Source organism: Pedobacter agri PB92, from assembly GCF_000258495.1.
In the GTDB taxonomy this organism is placed as follows: Bacteria; Bacteroidota; Bacteroidia; order Sphingobacteriales; family Sphingobacteriaceae; genus Pedobacter; species Pedobacter agri.
Genome location: NZ_AJLG01000093.1, coordinates 1 through 19,079, shown reverse-complemented (window position 1 = coordinate 19,079; position 19,079 = coordinate 1). Strand labels below are relative to the sequence as shown.

The window sequence follows — 19,079 nt, the reverse complement described above, 5'->3', positions numbered from 1 at the left end:
TCGTCATTGCGAGGTAAGAAGCAATCTCAATGAAGTGCTATAAACATTTAGTAGTAAGATTGCTTCGTACCTCGCAATGACGACCGTTTGTTTAAGGTTTATGATAGCGATTGGTCAGTTCATTGCCGTCCGGCTTCAGCCGACGGATAAAAAAAACCGAGCTGTAACTTACAACTCGGTTTTTCAGTAATTTGCAAAGCAGCTTTCCGCTTTGGTCTTTCTGCTTTAGCCTTTTACCTTTCAGCTTTTCTTCTATTTCCACCAAACCTTCTGTTATTACTAGCATTACGAGGTTTGCCGCTCATGTTTCCGTCGCCGTTACCTTTTTTACCACCGCCACCTTTCGATTGCGCCTGAGGTTTGCGTTTAACCTGGTTTTTGGCCAGCATATTTTCCCAGCTTAGAGGATAAGGATGGTCATCTACAATCGGTAAAGTGATTTTAATCAGTTTCTGGATATCCAGTAAATATTCATTTTCTTCCGCATCGCAGAACGATATGGCAATTCCGTTTGCACCTGCACGACCAGTACGACCAATGCGGTGTACATAAGATTCTGGAATATTTGGTAATTCGAAATTGAAAACGTGAGATAACTGGTCGATATCGATACCACGGGCAGCAATATCGGTTGCCACTAAAACGCGTATTTTTCTATCTTTAAAATCGGTTAAAGCACGTTGACGGGCATTTTGCGATTTATTACCGTGAATTGCGGCAGCTTTAATTCCAGAGTGACCTAAATCTTTTACAATCCGATCTGCACCATGTTTAGTGCGTGTAAAAACTAAAGCGGTTTGAATGTTCTTATCTTCTAAAAGATGAATCAATAACTTCTTTTTATCCGGCTTATCAACAAAATAAACAGATTGGACAATAGTTTCTGCAGTAGAAGAAATTGGTGTAACTTCTACTTTCGTAGGGCTGGATAAAATGGTGTTGGCTAGCTTCTGGATTTCATCGGGCATAGTAGCCGAGAAAAATAAAGTCTGGCGTTTTGCAGGCAACTTGGCCACCACTCTTTTCACATCGTGGATAAAACCCATATCCAACATTCTATCTGCTTCATCTAAAACAAAAAGTTCGATGGTGTTTAAAGTGATAAAACCCTGGTTCATTAAATCTAATAAACGACCAGGTGTAGCCACCAAAATATCAACGCCTTTACGCAAAGCTTCCACTTGCGAGTGTTGGTTTACACCACCAAAAATAACTAAGTGACGTAAATTTAAATTACTACCGTAAGCTTTAAAACTTTCTTCAATTTGAATGGCAAGCTCACGTGTTGGTGTTAAAACCAAAGCTTTTATATTTTTTGTTGCTTTAGTATTGATGTGTTTTTCGTGCAGTAATTGCAACATCGGGATGGCGAAAGCAGCAGTTTTACCCGTACCTGTTTGTGCGCAACCTAATAAATCTTTTCCTTTTAATATTGTTGGGATGGATTGCTCCTGTATTGGTGTAGGTTGTGTATAACCTTCTTTCTCAAGGGCCTTTAAAATTGGCTCAATGAGGTTTAATTCTTTGAATAACATGTATGTTTTTTTGTAATATTTATCGAAGAAGCTAGAACAATCAATTGTTGAAGGACTAACTTGCGGAGAGAATATGCCATTCAGAATGGCAAGCCCTTATTCCTGCTTCAGCGGCAAAGATACATAAATAAAATGATTGAAGGCGTGAATTTTGAATGAATGAATTTGTGTTGGTTATTCCTTCATTCAATCATACCATCAGTCAATCATCCTATCATTCAACTATTTCTCTTCTCTAAACCTGCTAAAGCAAATTAATGCAACCAAGCACAAACCGAAACCAACAATTCCATTAAGGCGTAGACCAAAATCATTTCCAGGATCTTTACCGTAAATGGTTAGCATGGCAAAAATGGCAATACCCAAAGTTTGTCCGAGTTTTACAAACAAATATTTAACGGCAAAAAACATCCCTTCGTGGTTTTCGCCACTTTCTATGGTGTCTTTTTGAGCAATGTCTGCTAAAATAGCATTAGGCAAAATTCCTAATGCAGCCAAAGGAAATGATGCCGACAAAACCAGGATGTAAAGTTGGGTGCTAGGTAACAAAGGTAATCTGCCTAAGAAAAAAATAGTAACAAATATTAAACATAAAACAACGAAGGCAGAAAGCACGAACGGTTTTTTGCCAAATTTAGCCGAGCCGAAATTAACCACAGGATAAAAAATTAATGAAGCTAAGACCATAACGCCCATAAATTTTCCGCCTTGAGATTCATCTAAGCCTAAAAGTACTGTACAGAAATACAATAAGCCACTAGAAATAATACTTAAAGCGGTGTAAAAGGCAAAATCTGAAACTAGATAATATTTAAAATTGCTATTCTTAAAAGTATTTTTAATGGCTGGCCATAGTGGAATATGCGTGGGTTTAGCCACAGAAAATTCTTTCTCGTTTATGAAAAATACAGGCAGCAACATCACCAAGCCAGATAAAATACATAGACCCCAGATGGCTATTTGTACGGCCTCGCTGCGGTTAGCAATTACAAAGTTCATTTGAACCAAATCAGCAAAATTGTTGGTGCAGGCCGACAGAATAATCCCGATAACAAAACCCACTTGCTGATAACTAGATAATTTAACTTTTTGCCTTGGCGTATGGGTAACTTCAGCCAAAAGTGCGTTGTAAGGAATAATATAGGTGGTAACCGAAACAAAAAATAAACAAAGCGTAATGGTTAGCCACCAGGCGTTATGCAAACTTTCTTCTTTATTAATCGGATAAAAAACCAGTCCGCAAAAAATTATCGATGGAATAATTGCCCATTTCATAAACGGCATTCTTCGTCCGTTAGGGTTTTGACTTGCATCGCTTCTAGATGCGATAAAAGGGTCGAAAATCGCGTCAACCAATCTGCCCGACGCTGCAATGATGGATAAAATATTGAACAATCCTAAAAAAACAAGTTGAGGAACCAGCGGCGGCAAACCAGCATTGCTCGGTGGCAAGTAAAAATAGGGGAGCATCACGATGATAATGTTCGTCATGGTACTCCAGCCAATCATACCGGCAGCGTAAGCAATTTCTTGCTTGAGTGAGAGTGTTTTGTTCATTAATAGGTTAAAATTATACTTTCTATTTTGTAAAGCAAATTCCTGTAATATTTGGTTGCGATAGTCCTGCTTTTCGTTTTATCCCGATGGCTTTCTGTGCTGAATCTACTGCAGATTAACGGGATGTTCACTCCAATCAGGTTTGTTTTAGGCAGGTTAACCTTGCTATTTTCGGTTGGTCGCTTAAACTAAATCCCTCAGTTTCATCAATCAGATTAGCACTGCAATTTAGGGTTTTATTTAACCATTGCGGCGTAATTTGCCATCTAAACCCGACAGCAACGAAAATACTTTTTGTAAAATTGTAGTAGTAAAATGCTTCATCGTTCCCCTTCCATAAAAATAAGTTAATGAGGGCGATAGATTTCAAAAAGATTGTAGTGTATGGCGGGACTATCGAAGCCGATAAGCACAGCCATTGCTTTTCTAAATTTTTTAAACAGATTTTATTTTCTGGTAAACACCTTGCTGATAAAATAGATAATTAGAAAACCAATAAAAATATATAAGCCGTTTAGGGCTGCGTTTGGGTCATCAGCATAAATGCTAAAAGCCACAAATGTATAGGCAGCAATAAAAATTACTGGCAATATTGGATAAAGCGGAACCGTGTAAATGGTTTTATTATCTAAGTTTGCGGTGCGTTTTCGTAGTATAAAAATTGTTGCAGCAGAACTTGCCATGCTGATGCTTTCTAAAAAAATGGTGTAGTTTAAAATTTTATCGAAAGTTTTGGCAAAGAAAATTATAACAACTGCAACAAGCGAAAAAACGGTTAGGCTAACGCTAATTACTTCTTTTTTGTTCATTCGGGCGAATACTTTTGGTAAGGCGCCTTCTTCACCCATGGCAAACATGGCTCTTGGGTTGCTTAATAAATTAACATTCACATAACCCATTACTGAAACAAAAATAATTACTGAAAGCATTTTGAAACCCGCTGGTCCGAATATTTTCGACGCCAGGATTGCGGCAATACTTTCAGCAGTTTTTAGTTCTTCGAAACCAATAACCTGTACATAAACATAGTTCAAGGCCATGTAAAGGATTACAATTATCGTTAAGCCGATAATAATAGAACGTGGAATTACTTTTTTCGCTTCGGTAACTTCGCCTCCAAAATTTATGGTTTGCGCATAACCAGCATATGAAAATGAAACGGCAATCAAACATAAGCCTAAAGCTTTTCCATAATCTGCCCAGCTTGGCAAAGTATTGTTTGCGGTCTTGAAAACTGGTGTAATGATTTGCGTGGTTTCAGCAAAGAAAATTGCGCAGATTAAGATCAGGATTAAGCCTATTTTAATAATGGTTAATACATTTTGGGTTTTAGAACTCGCTTTTAAGCCTAGCAGATTAATCAGGTAAAATAATAGTATTGTGGCGATGGCAATTGCGACACGATAGGTTTCATTCTGCATTTCTACAGGTAAAATAATTTTGCTCAGATATTCAGCACCTATAATGGAAATTGCTGCTACCGATGCCGCACTAGAAATTAATACAATACAATTAATGGCAAAAGCAATTGATGGGTGGTAAGCTTTGGAGAAAATTTTATAGTAACCACCAGTAACCGGGTAACGAGATCCGATTTCTGCATAAGTTAAAGCACCACAGAACGCTACAAAACCGCCAATAAACCAAGCCAGATAAAATAATTCAGGAATTTGAGCTTTTGCGGCCACATTTACCGGTGTGCGAAAAATGCCCATTCCGATTACTAAACTGACCACAATCATAGATAAATCGAAGAGCGAAAGTTGCTTTTTCTGTTGCATTAAGGGAATAATAAATTGACGGGTTGAAGATAAGGAAATTATGGGTGATGTGAGATGCTAGATCATAGATGACCATGGATTCGTATTCGTTCTTCATCCATTTTACTTTCAAAATTTTCCTGTCTTTTTGTTGAAATTTTATTTTGCGAGCATCAAAGAATAAATCTATTATTGCATAATAATTTTTGCTACCCGGAATTTGCAAAATTAAACACCAACAATTTTTTAAATTCCCGATATCAAATCATTCCTAAATACTTGTCATGTTGAACGTTAAAGCTTGCTCCGAACATCCCTCGGTATGGCTGCTTTGTATAAAACAAAGTTCAAACAACCTGATAAAAAATAAGCAACCTTATGGCAGAAGTAATTTATAACGACGACAGTATTCGATCATTAGACTGGAAGGAACACATCAGACTACGCCCCGGTATGTATATCGGTAAGCTTGGTGATGGCTCTGCGCAAGATGATGGAATTTATGTTTTGTTAAAGGAAATTGTAGATAACTCTATCGATGAGTTTGTGATGGGTACAGGAAAAACCATCGAAATTACTGTTTCGGAACAAAAAATAAACGTTCGCGATTACGGTCGTGGTATTCCGTTAGGAAAAGTTATTGATTGCGTAAGCAAAATAAACACTGGTGGTAAGTACGATAGTAATGCCTTTCAAAAATCAGTTGGATTAAATGGTGTGGGTACAAAAGCGGTGAATGCTTTGTCTACAAGTTTTACCGTACAATCTTACCGCGACGGTAAAACAAAGAAAGTTGAGTTTTCTAAAGGAGAAATTGTAAACGAACAACCGGTAATTGATACCACGCAGCGTAATGGAACAGCCATAACCTTTTATCCTGACGAAACCATTTTTAGAAACTACCATTATATCCCTGATTTTGTAGAGAGTATGGTTTGGAATTATGTATTCCTAAATACCGGCCTTACAGTTAACTTCAACAATCAGAAATATTTCTCAGAAAGAGGTCTTTATGATTTGCTTTCTAAATTTAATAAGCCAGAAGAAATTCGTTACCCAATTATTCACATGATTGGTAATGATATCGAAATTGCGATGACACATGGGCAGCAATATGGAGAAGATTATCATTCTTTTGTTAATGGCCAGCACACTACACAGGGGGGAACACACCAGGCAGCTTTCAGGGCCGCGGTGGTAAAAACCGTTAGGGAGTTTTTCAAAAAAGAATTCGATGCTTCTGATGTCCGCTCATCCATTATTGCTGCCATCTCCGTTCGTGTGCAGGAACCTGTTTTCGAATCGCAGACCAAAACAAAGCTTGGTTCGCAAAATATGGGACCTGAAGGGCCATCTGTGGCGACCTTTATTAATGATTTTGTTAAAAAGGAATTGGATGATTATCTGCATAAAAACCCAGATGTTGCCGATGCCTTGCTGAAACGTATCAATCAATCAGAAAGAGAGCGTAAAGACATTGCCGGAATTAAAAAACTGGCAAACGATAGGGCTAAGAAAGCTTCATTGCATAATAAAAAACTCCGCGATTGTAAGGTTCATTTCAATTCTACACATGAGAAACGTTATGAGACTACCCTTTTTATTACTGAGGGAGATTCTGCTTCGGGTTCTATCACAAAATCCCGTGATGTAGATTGCCAGGCCGTTTTCAGCTTAAAAGGTAAGCCACTTAACTGCTATGAGCTTACCAAAAAAGTGGTTTACGAAAATGAAGAATTTAATTTATTGCAACACGCTTTAAACATTGAAGATGGCCTGGAAGGTTTGCACTACAATAACATTGTGATCGCTACCGATGCCGATGTGGATGGAATGCACATCAGGTTATTGATGATGACTTTCTTTCTTCAGTTTTTCCCTGATTTAGTAAAAGCAGGACATGTATACATTTTACAAACCCCTTTGTTCAGGGTTCGAAATAAAAAGGAAACCATTTATTGTTATAGCGATGAAGAGCGCCGAAATGCCATCGAAAAATTAGGGAACAAACCAGAAATTACTCGTTTTAAAGGATTGGGAGAGATTTCTCCTGATGAATTTGGTTTGTTTATTGGTAAAGATATCAGGCTCGATCCTGTTATTTTAAAAGATCAAACCATTAAAAGTTTGCTGGAATACTACATGGGTAAAAACACTCCGGACAGGCAGCAACACATCATCAAAAATCTGCGTGTGGAAAAAGACGAGGTAGAAGAGGAACCCAAAATAATTGATGAAGTAGCATAAAATTCGGCGTTGATGTAATCGCGAATTAAATCAACGCAAATTGAAACCCACTAAAAGTTCAGCAGGAAAATATTTAATAGTTGTATTTTTAATTTTAGCCATTTTTGGAATAACTGCAGGGTTATTCGTTAATTTTTCTAAAATACCACTATTAAAATCGGTAAATAAAATTGTTCAGGTGAAGAATGATTTTACAAAACTCGACAGCTGTATCTTTAAACTTTACAATGCAGAGAATAGCTGCAGAATGTATGTGGTGAGTGGGGAGCGGAATTATTATAACCAGTTTGTAGATGAAATTAAGGAGATCTCCTTAATTATGGATACGATTGAGCAGCAAAATGCAAAAGAACACGCATTTTCATCAGATAGTTTTGATGCGCTGATCAAGCAAAAGAAACTTCGTACTACACAATTCATTCAGCTTAAAAGATTATCAGACAGTTTAATTAATTTCTCAGTGGAAGTTGATAAAGATGTCGAGAAAATTAATCCGAAAAGTAAACTTTTTACAGCCAGACAATTTAAAAGTATTGTTAGAATTGACACGCTAAAGCCAAAAGTTACAACCCAGCCTAAAAAGAAGTTTTTTGGACGAATCATGGCAGCTATCAATAACAAAGAAACTAAGGCTGCTGCTGCTGACAGTTCCAGATTAACATTTATTAAAACAATTATTACAGCCGATACCTCTTCACTCAACCTTGCCTACAACAAACTTCAACTTAAAGCCATTAATGATTATTATTTAAAGCTTTATCGTACCAACAAACAACTTAAAACCAAGGAAAAACAATTGCTCGATGTCAATCATCGTTTAATTTTGACTATTGTTAACGGTTTAAAGCAATACAAGATTAGTGAAAATGATTATTATGCATCAGTGCAACAAATAGTTAGCAATACAACATTTAACACAGTCGAAAACCTCGATCGCTTTACCTGGGTTTTGCTATTCTTGTCGGGTGGCTTGGTTCTGTTTGTGTTATATATGGTTTTTAATTTCTATAAGAATGAAAAAGCATTAATTGAATATAGCGATAAAGCATCATTGTATGCCTTATCGAAAAGTCGTTTTCTGGCGAATATGAGTCATGAGATAAGAACGCCACTAAATTCTATTGTTGGTTTTTCTGAACAATTAACTAAAGTTGATTTACAGACGGAACAAAGGGAGCAGATTGGTGCCATCAGAAATTCATCCGTAATGCTACTTGATGTGGTGAATGATATTCTCGATTTTTCGAAATATGAAACGGGCAAGGTTGCTATGGAGCAAGTACCCTTTTCGCCCGCGATTGCGATTAAGGATGTTTTTGATAGCATGAAAATCCAGGCTGATAAAAAGGGGATAGGTTTTGTAATGGACATGGATATTGCCAGCGATAGATTTATTTTAGGAGATCCGCTCAGGCTGAAGCAGGTGGTGATGAATTTATTAAGTAATGCAATTAAATTTACCAGCGAAGGAAAAGTAACGCTAACCGCAAGTTTAATCGCTACTAATGCTACCGGATCGAAATTAAATGTCAGTATCACCGATACAGGTATGGGGATTAATCAGGTGGATCAAAAAATCATCTTTGATGAATTTGCACAGGTTTACTATTCTTCGACGAAAGAAAAGCAGCAGGGTACTGGCCTGGGTTTAGCCATCTGTAAGAAAATTGTTGAGTTTCAAGGTGGAACTATTTCGGTTAAAAGTGTGGAAAGAAAAGGCTCTACTTTCTCGTTTGAACTGCCGTACCAGAATGCAGCAAAGCCTGAAACAGAAGGAGCACCAGTTTCAACACTTGGCATTGAAGCTCAGGTTTTGGAAGGCAAACGGGTTTTACTGGCCGATGATAACATGCTGAATATTTTGCTGGCCAGTACCATTTTGAAAAAACACAAAGTTGAGTTTGATGCAGCATACAATGGAAAGGAAGCATTTGAGTTATTCAGTGAAAACGTGTATGACATCATTTTAACTGATATTCAAATGCCGGAAATGGGAGGGATAGAGCTAACACAAAAAATTAGAAGCAGCGAAGATGTGATCAGAAAGGTTACACCAATTTTAGGTGTTACGGCGAACGTGATGCAGGAAGACCGCAAAAAATACTTAGCTTCCGGAATGGACGAACTGGTGTTAAAGCCTTTTCTGGAACAGGAATTACTGGAAAAAATTGTGAAGTTTATCAGAAAGTAAATTAGCTATCACCCCAAAAATTAGGCTAGCGTCTAAAGACTTTTATCAGGTGCGTTCACGGTATCTTCTGGATGTTGCGGCGGTAATACATCAACTTTTTTCTCTACAATTGTGATTTTTGTAAATACAGCATATTTACTTGGGGCAATACCACCATCGTATTTTTCTGCATAAGCCTGTGTAAATTCTGCTCCGAAATATAAAATAATAGAAGTGTAGTAAATCCAAAGGAGGATAACAATAATTGAACTGGCGGCACCAAATGCTGATCCGGGGTTTCCTTTTTCGATATAAATGCCAATCAGATATTTACCCAAGCTAAAAAGTACCGCTGTGAATAATGCACCAATAATAGCCGATTTCCATTTAATGACTACATCGGGCAGCACTTTGAAAATTATAGTAAAAACTGCCGTGACTGCAGCCAATGTAATCACATTATTTAAGATGTAAATAAGCAATGCCATAGTATCGTCAGCTACGGGTACTACCTTATCAATTTGGGTTTCTGATAATAAAGAAATCAACTTGTCACCAAGACCTACCACCACAGTATTTACCACAAGCGATACGAGAAGCAAAAATCCCATCGAAACAATAAGCGAAAAGGATAAAAGCCTGTTGGTAATCATTTTTAGCCAGCCTTTTTTAGGGATTGCTTTTACCTTCCAGATCAGGTTAATACTATCTTGTATTTCGATAAAAATTGCTGTCGAACCAAATATCAAGGTGGCAATACCAATAATTAAACCAATGGTTGATTGACCACTTTTGGTAGAATGCTCCACAAAACTTTGTATTTGCGAAGCAGCATCAGGACCAACCATGTCGGTAACCTGGGCGAAGAACTTATTGTGAGTATCGGTATTACTTTTATCGCTTAAAAAAATAGTGGCAGCCGATAGAATAATGATGATTAATGGTGTGAGTGAAAATATAGTATAGTAAGCTAACGAAGCACTCAGTTTAGTAATTCTGTCTTCAGCAAAACCCTTTCCGGCAGCTATAAAAAGATGATAAAGTGCTATAAAAAAATGCTTGATCTTCTTGATTACTTTCATTGAAAAACTAAAATGGATAACCTATCCCGATATTAAAAATTAAATTTTGTCTGCGCCAGTCTTTATTGCCAAAGGCAATATCATCAAATACCCATCTCTGGCCTTCTGCCAGGTAAGGCTTACGAACAGGAAATGCGACATCTAACCTGATCACGAAAATAGTGGCATCTACACGTAAACCTGCTCCCGTTCCCACGGCTAATTCGCTAAGTGCGTTTTTAAGTTTAAATTCCGAACCTGGCCGCCCATTATTCGTTGTTCCAGGTATACCAGTATCTTCTTTACGTAGCCAAACGTTACCCGCATCTACGAATAAGGCACCGTATAAAATGCTTACCAGTTTAAACCTAAGTTCTGAATTAAGCATTAACTTAATATCTCCGCCCTGATCGGCAAAAATAGCGTCATCTGGTACTTTATAAGTTCCCGGGCCTAATGTTCTGGCTGGAAACGCCCTGATGTCGTTACTTCCGCCAGCAAAAAATTGCCTAACAAATGGCAAAGAAGTACTATTGCCATAGGCGTATCCATAACCAACATTCAACCGGTTGGCCCAGGTTAGGTTTCTGGTTATCTTGTAGTAATCTCTTAAATCAGCCTCTAACCTTACAAATTGAGATAAAGGCACATTAAAAATCGAACGTTTTCCTTCAGCATCTTTCGGTACAAATGTTCCCCATAAGTTACCACCAGTTTCAATAGCACCGTAGAAGAAAGTATTGTTTCTGCGGTTGGTTTCCATTTGGTTGGTGTAGGTAAAATTGTAATTACTTCCAATGATGAATTGGTTCTCCAAAGTTGTTCTTAGAAGTGGGTTTACTTCATATAAGCTATCTCTGGTTTTTGTGGATGGAAAACCGGTAGATATATAACTCACAGATATAGGATTCAAATTATGTTCCTTGTATTGATTTTCTTTAAAATTATAACCAAATTCTCCTTTGAAAGCGTGTAAGGTATACTCAGAACCACGATTTAACATTTGGTAAGACAATGAAGCAATTGTTTTCGGTATAAATGCTGTGGTACTGTTCGGTTTGTAAAACGGTACGATAAACCTAGGGAAGGTCAATTTACCTTCTGCAGTTAAAGAAAGTGAATTTCTGCCCAAAGAGGTGCCTCTCGTTTGCGTTTCAAAACCACCGCTAACACTTAAATCCAGTTGCTCAGCACCCCTAAAAAGGTTTCTGGTTGTTTGGGTAACTTTAACTTCCGAGCCCACAAAATTGTTCGATTTGCTGGTTCCCGTAACAGAGAATGAAAGCGAGTTTTTCTTCAATGGGGTTAAGTAGATATTTAAATCGAGCTGATTGTTTTTGAAACTGTCAAGTGGTAAAAATTCTGCCCTTACATCCTGAAAAGCCCCAACATTTACCATTCGGTTTAATGATTGGTTATGGTCTTTACGGTTGTAAACTTCTCCTTTTTGAAAGAACACCAATCGATCAAATAATCTTGGTTTGAATGTATTACGATCATCATAAATATTAAAATCGTGATACTGCAAAGGTTTTAACTGACGGAGCGTGGAATCTCTGCGCAAGGAATAATTAGGATAGATGTTGATGTTTTTAATGGTATAAGGTTTCAGGCCTGCATCAGGTGCAATATCTTTAACTTTCACCGTAACATTTACCAGGTTTTTGCCAATGGTACTATCCACCTGCATAATTAAATAATCAGGACTGAAGTAAAAATACCCGTTCTCTTTTAAATCATTGTCGATTCTTACGCGTTCATTTTTGTAAACGTCTAAGTCATAAAAGTCGCCAACTTTAAGTAAAGATTTATCTTTATTGGCATTAATGATTCTGGTTAATACACCTGAATCTGGCGGAAAGGTAACTTTATTGATTTTATATCTTTCGCCGGTAACTGCAGTATAAATTGCCTTACCTTTTTTATCCTTTACTACTGTATCACCGGTTACTGCAGCTTGCAGGTAACCCTCACTTAACAGATAACTGGTTAATACATCATTATTGTATTTCAATTTAACCTCACTTAGCAGCACAGGCGGTTCACCTTTTTTTCTAATCCAGTTTCTTAAGCCTTTTGGTTTTTTAGGTTCACCCGCAAAATTATAAATGGCAAGTTTCAATTTATTGTTGGGGCGAGGCCTGGTTTTACTTTTCAGATCTGCCTTTACCTGTTTCTCATCATCAATTTTTCCCGAAGAATCAGGATTAATAATAATGTCTGCTCCAGTATATAAAATCTGTCCGGGTTTTAGGGATTTCGTACTGCTACAGCCCGCATAAACTAAACAGGCCAATACAAATAAAATAGGTCTAGTTAGTTTTCTCATCTTGTGCTTTCTGTTCAATGTTTCTTGTTCTTCTATTTCGTTTCTTCTGGAATATCTCCCTGAATTTGTTGTAATCTACAACTAAGGTAAATCCTAAACCTGTCTCAATAATTTGTCCTTGTACAATAACGTCGTTTTGATTACGTCTGTAAGCCCTAAGTCGATATCTTCCATCGGCAGATAGGGCATATTCTACATTCACATTTCCGGCGATATCTGTCGATTTTTCTCCTGGCGCTTGTGGGCCTTCGAGTGCAAATGAACTTCCTACTGTAACTGTTAATCGATCATTTAATAATTTTTTAGATAAACCAACTTCTAAATCTGTTTTCTGTTCAAGAGATCCGGTAGAGTAATCTTCTGAAGAATTAACGCCAAAGTTTAATTCTACTCCCTGAATTAAATCAGAAGCCAGATTGTTCAACTGTTCGGAAAGCAATTTGCTTACGCTTGAACGGGCAAGTGTTGAAACGCCACCTCCGCCGCCAGCTAAACTCTGGAATGGATTATTGGCAATAAATCTGTTCAATGCAAGCAAAGCGAAAACCTGTTTATTAAGCTCACTCTCATCACGATTTATATTAATCAATTTTGTGTTCACTTGTCCACCCAAAGCATTCCGTTCGTTCTCAGGTAAATCTATTTTAAATGAAATCACTGGTTTTAACAATTCTCCTTTAAGCATCAAATAAACCTGAAAAGGCAATTTTGTCTTTGCTTCGTAGTTATCTGGATCATTTAATAAATCAATTGGCGCAGCGTTCACTTCGTATAATGCTGTTATGTTAGCATTAGCAGAGGTTGGCTCTCCGGTCCATACAATGTTACTTCCTTTAACTAATTTGAATTGTTTTTTAACAACTGCTAAGGTCAGATTATATGAACCATCTACGATTTCGTATCGACCCGTCATGCTGATTTTTCCAGAAGGATCCATGGTAACGTTCAGATCGGCATCACCTCGTACATTCAAATTATCGCCTGTTGAAGGGTCGACAACCACATTTAATTCCGCTTCAGGATCAATTTTAACTGCAGCAACCAGGTTTATCCCTTTAATCGGAGACTTGCTGATGCTATCTACCTTCAAAGCTTTCTGACCATTAAATGGTGGCGCATCTGCATCAATAAATTGAACAATTCCTTCCTGATCGATGATTGATGGATCATTAGTCGGCAATGCGAAGAAGAATTTAGTTCCCTTATTTACCGTGATGTTCATGTTCACATTGGGCTGATTTAAGTCGCCCCTAACTTTGATGTCACTGGTTAAAAACACGGTACCGTAAATCATATCATTATCGGCTGCGGTAGAATTGATGGCCCTGAAATTATTCATCTTGATATCTAAACCAAAGCGATAGTTTTTAAAATCAGTGGTATAAACCTTGCCATTGATAGTCGCTTTTTGATTCAATGAATCCAGCATGGTGAAGTTATTGAACGCAATCCCTTCATTAGTGAACGATATTTTTTCATTCGGCATACGGAAATAAGAATTCACATAAGCTACATTTATACCAGCATTATTGAACGTTAAGTCGCCCAATATTTTTGGCGCAGTTAAAGCACCTTTAACTGAAAGTGCTCCGGTTAACGTTCCTGTTCCGTTTTTCAGTTGGCCTTGCGATAAACTTTCAATGTTTTTCATCTCTATTTTATCGATATTAACCGTTAAATCCAATGCGCTTTGCGGAGCCGTATAATAAAAACCATTTACCCTTAACTCATGCACACCTGATAGGGCAACATTAACTTCAAAAGCATTTTGGGTATTGTTGTTCACTGCAACACGTAATGTTCCAAGTTCATCTTTTTGATAACGCAATTGATCAATGGTTAAATTTGCTTCGAACTTTGGTGTAGAAGCCAAATCTTTTACATTCGCTGTTCCATTCAATCGACCGCCAACTAATGTTGTATCAGTTTCGGCAAACTTGGTTAAAGTTTCCAGTTGAAAATCTTTAAATTCGACCGACAATGGTGCATTTGGCTGCGTAGGGTTACTATTAATAGCTAAAGATTGACCACTATTGCTGATTTGAAACTGATTAACCAAAATTCCAGAAGCGCCAAACTGGATATAGTTATCTTGAGAAACTACCCATTTCTGATAATCCAACAGTAATTTTTGAGGATCTAAGCTGAACTTGAAATCCTTGTTAATGGATTGAAATGTTCCGCCAATTACATATTTATCTTTTCTTTGTCTATCGCGAAGGAATATGTTTACGCCTAAGTTATTATTTGCTGCATCACCGCTTACTTCGGTATTAAATAGTGCAACTGATGGGCTTTGCAAACTTTTAACAGTTAATGCATAAGCCAGTTTGTTGTTATCATTATTAATATTTAAAACCGTGGTGTCTACTATACAATCGCCATAAACCACTTGTGGGAAGTTCCCTTTAATTTGCAAGCTGTCTTTTTGAGTATCAATTAATCCATAAAACTGAGACTGTTTGAAAACCGTTAATTCTGGCACAAACTGTTTTAATAATTTAGAATCATAAATTTGTACTGCAAATCTCAAACGCTGATCAGGAATTTTAGTTACCGTACCGAAAGCGTAATATTTATTTATTTCATTGATGATTGCACTGCCAACTTTAGTCAACTGGTATTTACCATCAATTTTGGCCGATATAATTTCGGATTTCAAAGTAAGTTCATTTTCTGTATCGGTAGTTTTCGCTCTAACAGAAATGGTATCAACATTAATTCTTTGCGCATCTTTTACAAGTTGTAAACCTGTAATATCCACGGCACCATTTAGATAATCGGCATCGGCTGTTTTCAAATCAACCTTTACCAAACCTGCAGCACTTAAAACAGTTGGACTGAAATTCAGGGCCTGAAGGTTTAACGACTTTAAATTCAAATCAGCCTTTACTGCAGGATATTTGCCCGCCAAACTCGCTTTCGCATCAAGTACAAAATTAGCATTACTATCTGGCATGCTGCCTTTAATGGCCACATTTTGATTGGCATAAGTACCAGCAAGGTTTAAATTGCGGTACGTGTATTTATTATAATAAGCACTTAAAACACGGGCATTAAATTTTGCATTTATTTTTTTTGGGTCCAATCCGGTTCCGGCAACATTGGCCTTTACCGAAACACGCCCCAATTTAGGTTGCATCTTCAACAATCGACCAACATTGAAGTTATTTAAAGCAACATCTGCCTTATAACTTTCTCTCCCTTTCGGGCCTTTCATGGCTGCTGTTAAAATGGCCCCACCCATATCCGTTTGGATATTCATATTGGTGTTGAAATCCGTCATGGAACCTGTAAACTTTCCTTTTGCATTGATCACATTTGGCAGTTCGATGCTTGGCGGAAGTGATTTTCTTGGTACGGCAACCAGGATATCGCTCTTGGTAACATAAAGCTTTTTAATGTTTAAATCGAGGAAGGTTTTATTAATATCAGGCAGCCCTTTCGCGGTACCGCTAATATCAATCTGCGTATTTTTTAATCCACTAATTTGTAAGCGGGGAATGTTCAGGTTATTTAAATATCCATTAACATCTGCATTGATTTTGATTTTTTCATTGCGATAATTTGCTGGAATGGCATCACTAAAATAACCTGCATCTTTTAAACCAATCGAAGTGTTTTTCAGGCTCAAAGCTAATTTTACCCTTTCCGGATGTTTTGTTAAATCATCCATTGACGTAAAATTCAACTCAGTGGCATTTTCAATAGTTGTATTAGGCGTTTTTAAAACAAAGTTGGTCAGCTTAATTTGTTTATCGTTGTAAACCGCGTTTCCTTTTAGTTCATTTAAGGCAAAGCCACTTTTCTCTCTTAACGATCCATTTTTGACGTTGGCTTTTATTCCATCGGCACTATAGCTGACATCGCCTGCACCAAATGTTAGTCCGGTAATTTTTAAATGGTTAAAATCCATTCCTTTAGGAGCGGCTTTTGCGCCCAAATTGTCAAACTGAACGTTGTTGTCTGCCAGGCTAATATTCTTAATCATTAAGCCCAAAGGCGATTTCTCAGGCACTACAGTATCTTTTACCTTTTTCAAATCGTTACTTGGAGCTGGCATGAAAGCAAACAAAATATTTGATTTATTCAATTTTGCATCCTCAACGGTGTATTTGCTGTTGGTTAAATCAACCTTAAGGTTAACAAGGCCTAACTCATTTACATCAGCTACGGCTTTGGTTGTTGAAATCTGATCATCGTAATTTACTTTGACATTGTTAAAAGCAAAATTTTCTACCTCGATCAAAGGAAGTTTTCCGGCAGCTTTCTGGCTACTGTCTACGCTGTTGGTTACATGTTGAACCAATTCTACCAGAGGTTTTTGCTGAAGATATCTGAGGGAAGTATTATTTAGGCTTAAGTCTTTTATAACATAATGCTGACCAGCTAAATCAAAAGTTTTCAGTTTCGTTTTAAATGCACCTAAATATAGTTTAACATCGTTTCCTGCAACATCATCACGATAAGTTAAACCTATATCTTCGAAAGAAACCTTATCAACCGAAAATTTTAATGTTGAAGTAGTATCCTTATCAACCTTTTCTTCCGGTTTTTTTTGGTCGCTCATGAAAGCATCTACCAGGAAAGAGAAATTAAAAGTGGTATCCGGACTTATTCTTTTGACATTGGCCCGTATATTTTTTAGTTCAACGTTGTTGATTTCAACTGTATTTTTCAGCAGCTTGAACAAGCTGATATCTACCGCTAATTTTTCGGCATATAGTAAGGTGTCGCCTTTTAAATCTTCAATATAAAACTTGTTTAGTACTACATCTTTTGGTAAAGCGATTTTAATACTTTCAAGGCTGACCTCTGTTTTAGTTTTGGTTTTAAGGTAATTAATAGCCTTACCCTTCACAAAATTTTGTACAGCAGGGATGTTAAGCGAGAGGGCTATACCAACAACAAGGATGATGATTGAGGCAATAACCCAAAGCAGGACTTTTAAACTTTTACGTACGTATTTATTCAAAGCGGATCATGTTTGGTGGTTGTGAAATGCTAAAAGCATGCCATTAAAATTAATTTTATGGCAGATTTTATATTTAATACAAAAAATAAACTAAATTGTTCGCCCGCTATAAAAATTTAACATTGGCGGTTTGATAATCAATTAAAAATGAAATTATTAAATCTTAATATAAGCTTCGAGCAGTACGCCGGTATTGATGAATTGAAAGAAAATGATGCTGAACTTTGCAAATTATCTGAACAGGCATTGGCTGGTTCTTACTCTCCATACTCAAAGTTTAGAGTGGGTACAGCAATCAGGATAGCCTCAGGAGAAATCATTCTGGGTAGCAATCAGGAAAATCTTGCTTATCCATCAGGCTTATGTGCTGAACGCGTAGCTCTATTTTCAATTGGCTCCAATTATCCAGATGCTGTTATTGAAAGTATGGCCATCACCGCTCAAACAGATGCTTTTGAAATTTTAAAACCCGTAACTTCCTGTGGCGGTTGCCTGCAGGTAATGGCTGAGTTCGAGCGTAAGCAATCGGCACCCATTGAGGTGATCTTTTATTGTTTGAACGGTGAGATTTTAAAAGTACCAAGTGTTCAAAGTCTGTTGCCGTTTTCCTTCGTAGAAGATAGGCTGGCGGTAAAAGCATAAACAGGATTTAGCTGTTATTGCCTTATTGTTTTTTGTTACAATCTATTTAAGGTTTCTGCTGTTATGTAGAAAAGAGATAACTATGTGGATTGTATGGGCGGCGCTGGCCGCAATTTCAGCAGCTTTGGTAATTGTGCTCACAAAAGCAGGATTGAAAAATGTAGATTCGAGTCTGGCTTTTGCGATTCAGGCAGTATTGATTTTATTAATCACCTGGGCCGTAGTGTTTTATCAGGGAAATTTTAGCGATTGGAAAGGAATAGAAAAAAATGCCTGGATATTCCTTCTATCGGCAGGCGTGTTTACCTCACTATCTACATTGTTTTCTTACAAAGCATTATCAATGGGGCCGGCATCTTACGTGGCAACCATTGAGCGAACTTCGCTGGTGATTGCAATTGTGCTATCCATTATTTTTTTGAAAGAAAAAATCACCTGGCAACTTGTTGTAGGTGGTACGGTAATGATTGCAGGAGCGGTATTGATTGCCCTGTCAGATTCAAGCGAATAAATTTCTTTGAGAATAGAATGATTAGGTTTACATTTAATAAATCTAATCATCCTCAATGAAGACATTACTTTTTCGCTCTCTTTGTGTATGGGTAGCTTTTGGCTTAATAACTTTTAGTTCAATTGCCCAACAAAGACATTCAATTTTAGAAACGGTAAATAAACATCAACAGATTTATCCATCTTCCTGCATTCCTTCATCAATTGAAATGATTTTGAAATACAATCATAAGTTGAGCGATAATTATTTTGGCTTGCAGAATGGTTGGAGAAATAAGAATGATGGAACATTT

At 37.2% G+C, this 19,079-nt stretch carries 11 protein-coding genes; 5 read left to right on the top strand and 6 right to left on the bottom strand.

Going from position 1 to position 19,079, the window contains the following annotated elements:
* Window positions 1–233: 233 nt before the first annotated feature.
* The 3 genes from ON09_RS14135 to ON09_RS14120 form a co-directional block, all read right to left on the bottom strand.
* Entirely contained in the window at window positions 234–1,535 is a 1,302-nt protein-coding gene (locus ON09_RS14135) for a DEAD/DEAH box helicase (RefSeq protein ID WP_010601718.1), read from the bottom strand.
* Between the two features lie 222 nt (window positions 1,536–1,757).
* Window positions 1,758–3,092, bottom strand: coding sequence for an MFS transporter (locus tag ON09_RS14130; RefSeq protein WP_010601717.1), 1,335 nt, complete (start codon window positions 3,090–3,092; stop codon window positions 1,758–1,760).
* Between the two features lie 446 nt (window positions 3,093–3,538).
* Window positions 3,539–4,873, bottom strand: a complete 1,335-nt coding sequence (locus ON09_RS14120; RefSeq protein ID WP_010601715.1) for an APC family permease — start codon at window positions 4,871–4,873, stop codon at window positions 3,539–3,541.
* Window positions 4,874–5,230: 357 nt separating this feature from the next.
* Here ON09_RS14120 and ON09_RS14115 point away from each other — a divergent pair, with 357 nt between their 5' ends.
* Together ON09_RS14115 and ON09_RS24295 are read left to right on the top strand one after the other, a co-directional pair.
* The gene (locus tag ON09_RS14115; protein WP_010601714.1) at window positions 5,231–7,099 is read left to right on the top strand and encodes a DNA topoisomerase IV subunit B; all 1,869 of its coding nucleotides are present in this window, start codon (window positions 5,231–5,233) and stop codon (window positions 7,097–7,099) included.
* Window positions 7,100–7,139: 40 nt separating this feature from the next.
* Complete coding sequence (locus ON09_RS24295; RefSeq protein ID WP_010601713.1) at window positions 7,140–9,290, top strand: ATP-binding protein; 2,151 nt, start codon at window positions 7,140–7,142, stop codon at window positions 9,288–9,290.
* Between the two features lie 32 nt (window positions 9,291–9,322).
* On the opposite strand, the gene ON09_RS14105 is transcribed toward ON09_RS24295, so the two are convergent.
* Genes ON09_RS14105 through ON09_RS14095 form a run of 3 tightly spaced genes read right to left on the bottom strand, consistent with a single transcriptional unit; the run spans window position 9,323 to window position 17,634 of the window.
* Entirely contained in the window at window positions 9,323–10,351 is a 1,029-nt protein-coding gene (locus ON09_RS14105; protein ID WP_010601712.1) for a YihY/virulence factor BrkB family protein, read from the bottom strand.
* Between the two features lie 7 nt (window positions 10,352–10,358).
* Window positions 10,359–12,659 carry a translocation and assembly module lipoprotein TamL gene (gene tamL / locus ON09_RS14100; RefSeq protein WP_010601711.1) on the bottom strand — a complete coding sequence of 767 codons (2,301 nt, stop codon included), beginning with the start codon at window positions 12,657–12,659 and terminating at the stop codon, window positions 10,359–10,361.
* Window positions 12,643–17,634: a translocation/assembly module TamB domain-containing protein gene (locus tag ON09_RS14095; RefSeq protein ID WP_010601710.1), complete on the bottom strand. Its 4,992-nt coding sequence runs from the start codon at window positions 17,632–17,634 to the stop codon at window positions 12,643–12,645. Before ON09_RS14095 ends, tamL begins: the two co-directional genes overlap by 17 nt.
* A 147-nt stretch (window positions 17,635–17,781) precedes the next feature.
* Here ON09_RS14095 and ON09_RS14090 point away from each other — a divergent pair, with 147 nt between their 5' ends.
* The 3 genes from ON09_RS14090 to ON09_RS14080 all read left to right on the top strand — a co-directional run.
* The gene (locus ON09_RS14090) at window positions 17,782–18,276 is read left to right on the top strand and encodes a cytidine deaminase (RefSeq protein WP_010601709.1); all 495 of its coding nucleotides are present in this window, start codon (window positions 17,782–17,784) and stop codon (window positions 18,274–18,276) included.
* A gap of 82 nt (window positions 18,277–18,358) precedes the next feature.
* Window positions 18,359–18,787 (top strand): EamA family transporter, encoded by a 429-nt coding sequence (locus ON09_RS14085; protein WP_010601708.1) that lies wholly within the window; start codon window positions 18,359–18,361, stop codon window positions 18,785–18,787.
* 55 nt (window positions 18,788–18,842) lie between these two features.
* The coding region (locus tag ON09_RS14080) for a hypothetical protein (protein WP_010601707.1) at window positions 18,843–19,079 on the top strand (237 nt) is incomplete at its 3' end.